At 69.7% G+C, this 5,609-nt stretch carries 6 protein-coding genes; all 6 read right to left on the bottom strand.

All coding sequences use genetic code 11. The features are described 5' to 3' along the window. Positions 1-384: 384 nt before the first annotated feature. Positions 385-1,308 carry a carbohydrate kinase family protein gene (locus tag MEICH_RS0102240; RefSeq protein WP_027891269.1) on the bottom strand — a complete coding sequence of 308 codons (924 nt, stop codon included), beginning with the start codon at positions 1,306-1,308 and terminating at the stop codon, positions 385-387. Continuing rightward, entirely contained in the window at positions 1,305-1,958 is a 654-nt protein-coding gene (locus MEICH_RS23165; protein ID WP_036218180.1) for a transaldolase family protein, read from the bottom strand. Before MEICH_RS23165 ends, MEICH_RS0102240 begins: the two co-directional genes overlap by 4 nt. 187 nt (positions 1,959-2,145) lie before the next feature. Then, positions 2,146-3,012, bottom strand: a complete 867-nt coding sequence (locus MEICH_RS0102230) for an ATP-binding cassette domain-containing protein (RefSeq protein ID WP_245587604.1) — start codon at positions 3,010-3,012, stop codon at positions 2,146-2,148. Position 3,013: 1 nt separating this feature from the next. After that, a complete protein-coding gene (locus MEICH_RS0102225; protein WP_027891267.1) occupies positions 3,014-4,006 on the bottom strand; it encodes an ABC transporter permease in 993 nt (330 codons plus the stop codon). 63 nt (positions 4,007-4,069) lie between these two features. After that, positions 4,070-5,089, bottom strand: a complete 1,020-nt coding sequence (locus MEICH_RS0102220) for a sugar ABC transporter substrate-binding protein (RefSeq protein ID WP_051303839.1) — start codon at positions 5,087-5,089, stop codon at positions 4,070-4,072. Positions 5,090-5,165: 76 nt separating this feature from the next. After that, positions 5,166-5,609: substrate-binding domain-containing protein (locus MEICH_RS23160; protein ID WP_036218177.1), on the bottom strand; the 444-nt coding region annotated here is incomplete at its 5' end.

The following is a 5,609-nucleotide window of genomic DNA, read 5'->3' as shown; positions in this document are numbered from 1 at the left end:
TGGTGGGGATGGGTCGGTATGCGGTGGGGTGGTTTGGTGACCCCCGCTCCGCCGTCAGGGGAGCGAGGGGGAGGGCCATTCCACATGGCGAGGGCATCGCGGTACGCGATCCGGCATACGCCGGAAACCTGCTCCCCCTGGGCTCCCCCGAGGGACTCGCAGACATGCCGCCGGGGCCGGCGGCATGCTCGTCTGCGCCACCCCGCCCACCCCCTCCCGCGTGAGCCGCACACCCCGGCCGGGGCGGGGCGGCACGGCATGAGCGCCCTTCCACTGGGGAGTGGGGCTGTAGTTGGCCTGCGGGGCGGGGCACAACCCCAGTGGATGATCGATTTCAAAAGGCGTTCAGCTATCGGCTATAGGCTATGGGCTATCGACCATCGACTATCGACCATCAACCTCATGCCCCCACGGCGGATCCGCCCCCGGCCGCGTGCAGTTGATCGCTGCGACCTGGTTGGCAAAGGTGAGGAGTTGCTCGAGGCCGGGTTCTTCCAGCTCTTGCACGCCGGCGCGGTTCAGGCGGCCGTGGCGGTGGAGCCAGGCCAGGGTGGCGCCCATGAAGGAGTCGCCGGCGCCTACGGTATCGGCGACCTCGACCCTGGGGACGGGGACCAGGCTGGTGGCGGTGGCGTTGAGGGCCAGGGAGCCGGCGCTGCCCAGGGTGACGAGGACTAAGGCGGGGCCTTTGGCGAGCCAGTCCTGGGCGATGCTCTTGGGGGACTCGCCGGGGTAGAGCCACTCGAGGTCGGCCTGGCTGACCTTGACGAGATCGACGAGGCCCAGCCAGCCCTCCAGGCGCTCGAGGTAGGCGGTGCGGTCGGGGATGAGGCCGGGGCGCACGTTGGGGTCGAGGGAGAGGAAGCGGCGGCGCGACTCCTGCTGCATGAGGTATTCCAGGGTGCCGGCGGTGGGCTCGAGCACCAGCGAGATCGAGCCGAAGTGCAGCGCGGCGTCCTTGGGCAGGGCGGGGAGTTCTTCGATCTCGAGCGAGCGGTCGGCGGTGCCCCCGGCGTAGAAGGAGTACTCGGGCTCGCCGGTCTCGAGGTGCACGAAGGCCAGGGTGGTGGGCTCGCGGGCCTCGACCACCCACGCCAGCGAGACCCCGCTCTCCTGCAGGTGCTGGCGCAGCAGGCGGCCGAAGGTGTCGTGCGAGACCTTGCCCAGGAAGCCGGTGGGCGCCCCCAGGCGGCCGGAGGCCACGGCCACGTTCATCAGCGAGCCGCCGGGGTGGGGGCGGTAGACGGTGTGGCCGCCGTAGGGCAGGGAAGTGAAGTCGATGAGGGCCTCGCCACAAGCGATGATCACGATGAAACCTCCTTCATGGCCTGCTCGAAGGCCAGCACGGCCGTCTCGGTGAGCGGCTCGTCGAAGAACTGCCGGGCCAGGGCGGGGCCCAGGGTGAAGGCGCGCACCCCGTCCTGGCTCAGCGCCACCACGTCGTCGGGGTGGCGCAGGCTGGCGGCGAGGATCTGGGTGGGGCTCTCCAGGTCGCGCAGCAGGCGCTGCATGGCCGCGACCTCGGCCCGCGCGTTGCGCCCGGCCTCGCCGATGCGGCCCAGGTAGGGCGCTACGTACTGCGCCCCGGCCAGCGCGCCCAGCAGGGCCTGGGCGGGGGTGTAGACGGCCGTGAGCAGCACCGGGCAGCCCTGCCGCCGCAGCTCGGCCGCCGCCTGGCAGCCGGCCCGGTTCACCGGCAGCTTCACCACCACCCGCTCCCCGATCGCGCGCAGCTCGAGGCCCCGCGCCACCAGGCTCTCGGCGTCGGGGCCCCAGCTCTGGAAGAAGACCTCCTTCGCGCCGAGCCCCGTGGCCCAGGCGTAGAACTCGGGGAGCTGCGCGGCCTTGAGGCCCGCCGCCTGCAGCAGCAGCGGGTTGGTGGTGACGCCCCAAAACAGCCCCGTGCGCAGCAGGGGCTCGGCCAAGGGGCGGTCGGCCGTATCGAGGTAGAGGCGCATTCCCACAGCCGAGTTTGAGGCAAGTTCACAGCCCGCGCAAGAGAAAGCGGCAATTGGCTCGAGGCAAGACACCGGGCGTCGGACGCGGGGGGTAGGGCTCCGCGTGCGAGAAGGCGTATGGACCTCAACCCCGAGCCCTCGGCGTGTTTTTGGGCCATGGGCGCTCAGCGTTGGGCCTCGGGCGTATTCAGTGCGCCAGCTCGTCGGGGGAGAGCTCCTCCGGGCTCATGGCCCCGGTCATGACCGCGACCGTGTGGGCCATGCTGATCCTCCGGGGGTTGACCACGGCGGCCCGCCTGCCCAGGCGCTGGATGTGGATGCGGTCGGCGATCTCGAAGACGTGGGGCATGTTGTGGCTGATGATGATCACGGGCAGGCCGCGGTCGCGCACCCGGCGGATGAGCTCGAGCACCATGTTGCCCTCCTTCACCCCCAGGGCGGCGGTGGGCTCGTCCATGATCACCACGTGCCGGGCGAAGGCCGCGCTGCGGGCGACGGCCACGCCCTGGCGCTGCCCGCCCGAGAGGGTCTCGACCGCCTGGCTCATCGAGCGGATGCCGATCTTGAGGTCCTTCATGCTGTTGGTGGCCTCCTCGAGCATGCGCTTCTTGTCGATGACCCGTAGCAGCCGCGCCAGCAGGCCGGGCTTGAGGATTTCCCGCCCCAGGAAGAGGTTCTCCGCGATGGTCATGGCAGGGGCCACCGCCAGGTCCTGGTAGACGGTCTCGATGCCGTAGCGTCGCGCGTCGAGGGGGCTGCGGAAGTGCACGGGCTTGCCGTCGAGGATGATCTGGCCCTCGTCGGGGATGATCGCGCCCGAGAGCGCCTTGATGAGCGTGGACTTGCCCGCGCCGTTGTCGCCGATGACCGCCAGGATTTCCCCCTCCCGCAGCTCGAAGTCGGCCCCGTCGAGCGCGGTAACGTGGCCGTAGCGTTTGACCAGGCCGCGGGCCTCGAGCACCACCTTGGCCTGGGTGACGGGCTGCCGGGCCTGGTCGAGGGGCAGGTCGGGGTTTGGCGGGGGGGTTCGTTGTGGGTTGGGACGGAATTCCATCTCAGCCCCTCCTCTTCGAGAGCTGGTCGGCGGTCACGGCCAGGATCACCAGGACGCCGGTGATGAGCACCTGGTACACCGAGGAGACGCCGGTGAGGGTCAGGCCGTTGCGAAAGACGCCCACGATGATGGCGCCCAACAGCGTGCCCAGGATCATGCCCCGGCCGCCGAAGAGGCTGGTGCCGCCGAGCACCACGGCGGTGATGGTCTCGAGGTTTTCGGTCTGCCCGGCGTTGGGGTCGCCCACGCTGGTGCGTGAGACCAACAGCCACCCGGCGATGCCGTAGAAGAGGCCGGCGACGGTGTAGGTCAGCAGCAGCACCCGCTGGGTGGGGATGCCCATCAGGCGGGCGGCCTCGGGGTTGTTGCCCACGGCGTAGAGGTGGCGGCCCGGCGCGGTCTCGCTCAGCAGGAACCACACCAGCAGGTACAGCGCGATCATCAGCACCACGCCGTAGGTGATCACGGTCTCGCCCAGGCGGAAGGTGTTGCCCCAGAACAGCAGCGCGTCGGGCAGGCCGGTGACGGTCTGGGCCTTGGAGTAGATCTGGGTTAGGGCGAAGGCGATGTTCATGGTGCCCAGCGTGACGATGAAGGGCGGCAGCTTGACCCGGGTGATGAGCAGGCCGTTGAGGAAGCCGAAGCCGGTGGTGACCGCCACGCCGCAGAGGACGGACAGCAGGGGGGGCAGGCCGAGTTCGACGGCGAACTTGGTCATGACCATGGTGCCCAGCGCCATCACGAAGCCCACCGAGAGGTCGATGCCCCCGGTGAGGATCACCAGGGTCTGCCCGATCGCCAAGACCCCCACCACCAGCACCTGCTGCAGGATGAGCGAAAAGTTCTGGCCGCTCAGGAAGCGGTCGGACTGGGCGCTGAAGAAGAGCACCGCCAGCAGCAGCGCGACGAAGGGTCCCAGGACGGTAATGCTTGGCAGCCGCTCGAGCAGTCGCCGGGGGGTGGGGACTGTGCCGGGAGATCGTTGTTCCGCCATAGGTTCCTCACTGCGGGGTGGGAAGGCCCAGCGGGCCTTCCCACGGTCGGGTGCCTGGGCTGCTCACTTCCCCCAGCAGTTGGCCAGGCCGTACTTCACGTCCTTGCTGCTGACGCCCGGCACGGGCTGCTTGGCGATGAGGGTCACGCCAGTGTCCACGTAGCCGCGGGCCTTGACCCCGGTCTTGGCGTACTTCACCCCGGCGGCCACGCCGAGGGCGGCCATCTTCAGGGGGTACTGCTGGGAGGTCGCTGCGATCACGCCGCGGTCGACGTTGCGCACGCCTTCGCACCCGCCGTCCACCGAGACGATGATCACGCTCTTTTCCTTGCCCGCAGCCTTGAGGGCCTGGTAAGCGCCGGCGGCGGCGGGTTCGTTGATGGTGTAGACCAGGTTGATGTTGGGGTTCTTCTGCAGGCAGTTCTCCATGGCGGTCTGGCCCTTGGCCTGGTCGCCGTAGGTGTCGGCCATGCACACGACCTCGGCGGGCTTGGCCAGCTCGTTGCTGTCGGCCTCGAAGCTCTGCAGGCCGAAGCCCTGCAGGAAGCCGTTGTGGCGCTGGGCGCCCACCGGGTGGCCGGGGAAGAGGTCGAGGGTGGCGATCACCGGTTTCTTGCCCTTCATCACCGCGGCGGCGTACTCGCCGATGAGCACCCCGGCCTGGTAGTTGTTGGTGGCGAAGAGCGCGTCGACGGCGTCCTCGGGGTCGGTGGGGCTGTCGAGGGCGATGACCTGCACGCCCGCCGCCTGCGCCTTCTTGATGGCGGGGATGATGGCCTTGGCGTCGCTGGGGGTGATGAGGATGGTGTTGACCCCGGCGGCGACCATGTTCTCGATGGCCGCGACCTGACCGGCGTTGTCGCCGTCGGTCTTGCCGGCCGCGCTGATGAACTTCGCGCCGAGCTTGGCGGCCTCCTGGCTGGCGCCTTCTTTCATCTTGACGAAGAAGGGGTTGGACTCGGTCTTAGTGATCAGGCCGATGAAAGGCTGCTTGTTCTGGGCCACGACCGAGCTGAGGGCGGCCAGGGCGAGGCCGGCGAGGGCGAGGCCGATGACGACGCGGACGTTGTGGCTCTTGCGCATAGGCATGCTCCTTGACGCTTGGGCTAGAGGGCTTGGGACCGGGGCGGGCTTTTTCTCCTGGACTTCCTCCTTGGGGCTAACTCGAGGCGGGCCCGGGCGGGGCCGTGGAATCGCGCGCGATGAAGGTGGTGGCGAGGCGGATGCGGACGGGCTGCACGGGCTTGCCGTGCCGGAGGAGGCTGAGCAGGGTTTCGCAGGCCAGGAAACCGATGTCGTACTCGGGCTGGGCCACGACGGTGAGGGCGGGCTGCATGGTGCGGGCCCAGCGCGAGTCGTCGAAGCCGACGATGGAGAGGTCCTGGGGGATGCGCAGGCCGAGCTCACGGGCGGCGAGCACCGCGCCGACGGTCATCTCGTTGTTGCCCACGAACAAGGCCGTGGGCCGCTCGTCGGGCGGGCGGGAGAGCAGGGCGTGAGCGGCGACGCGGCCCCCTTCCTCGCGGTGGTTGCCGGGCAGCACCCACTCCTCGCGGTAGGGCAGGCCCGCACCGGCCAGGGCCTCGCGGTAGCCCTGGTGGCG

The organism is Calidithermus chliarophilus DSM 9957, from assembly GCF_000430045.1.
GTDB classification, from domain to species: Bacteria; Deinococcota; Deinococci; order Deinococcales; family Thermaceae; genus Calidithermus; species Calidithermus chliarophilus.
The sequence above is the reverse complement of the archived record's forward strand: the minus strand, read 5'-3'. Positions and strand labels throughout refer to the sequence as shown.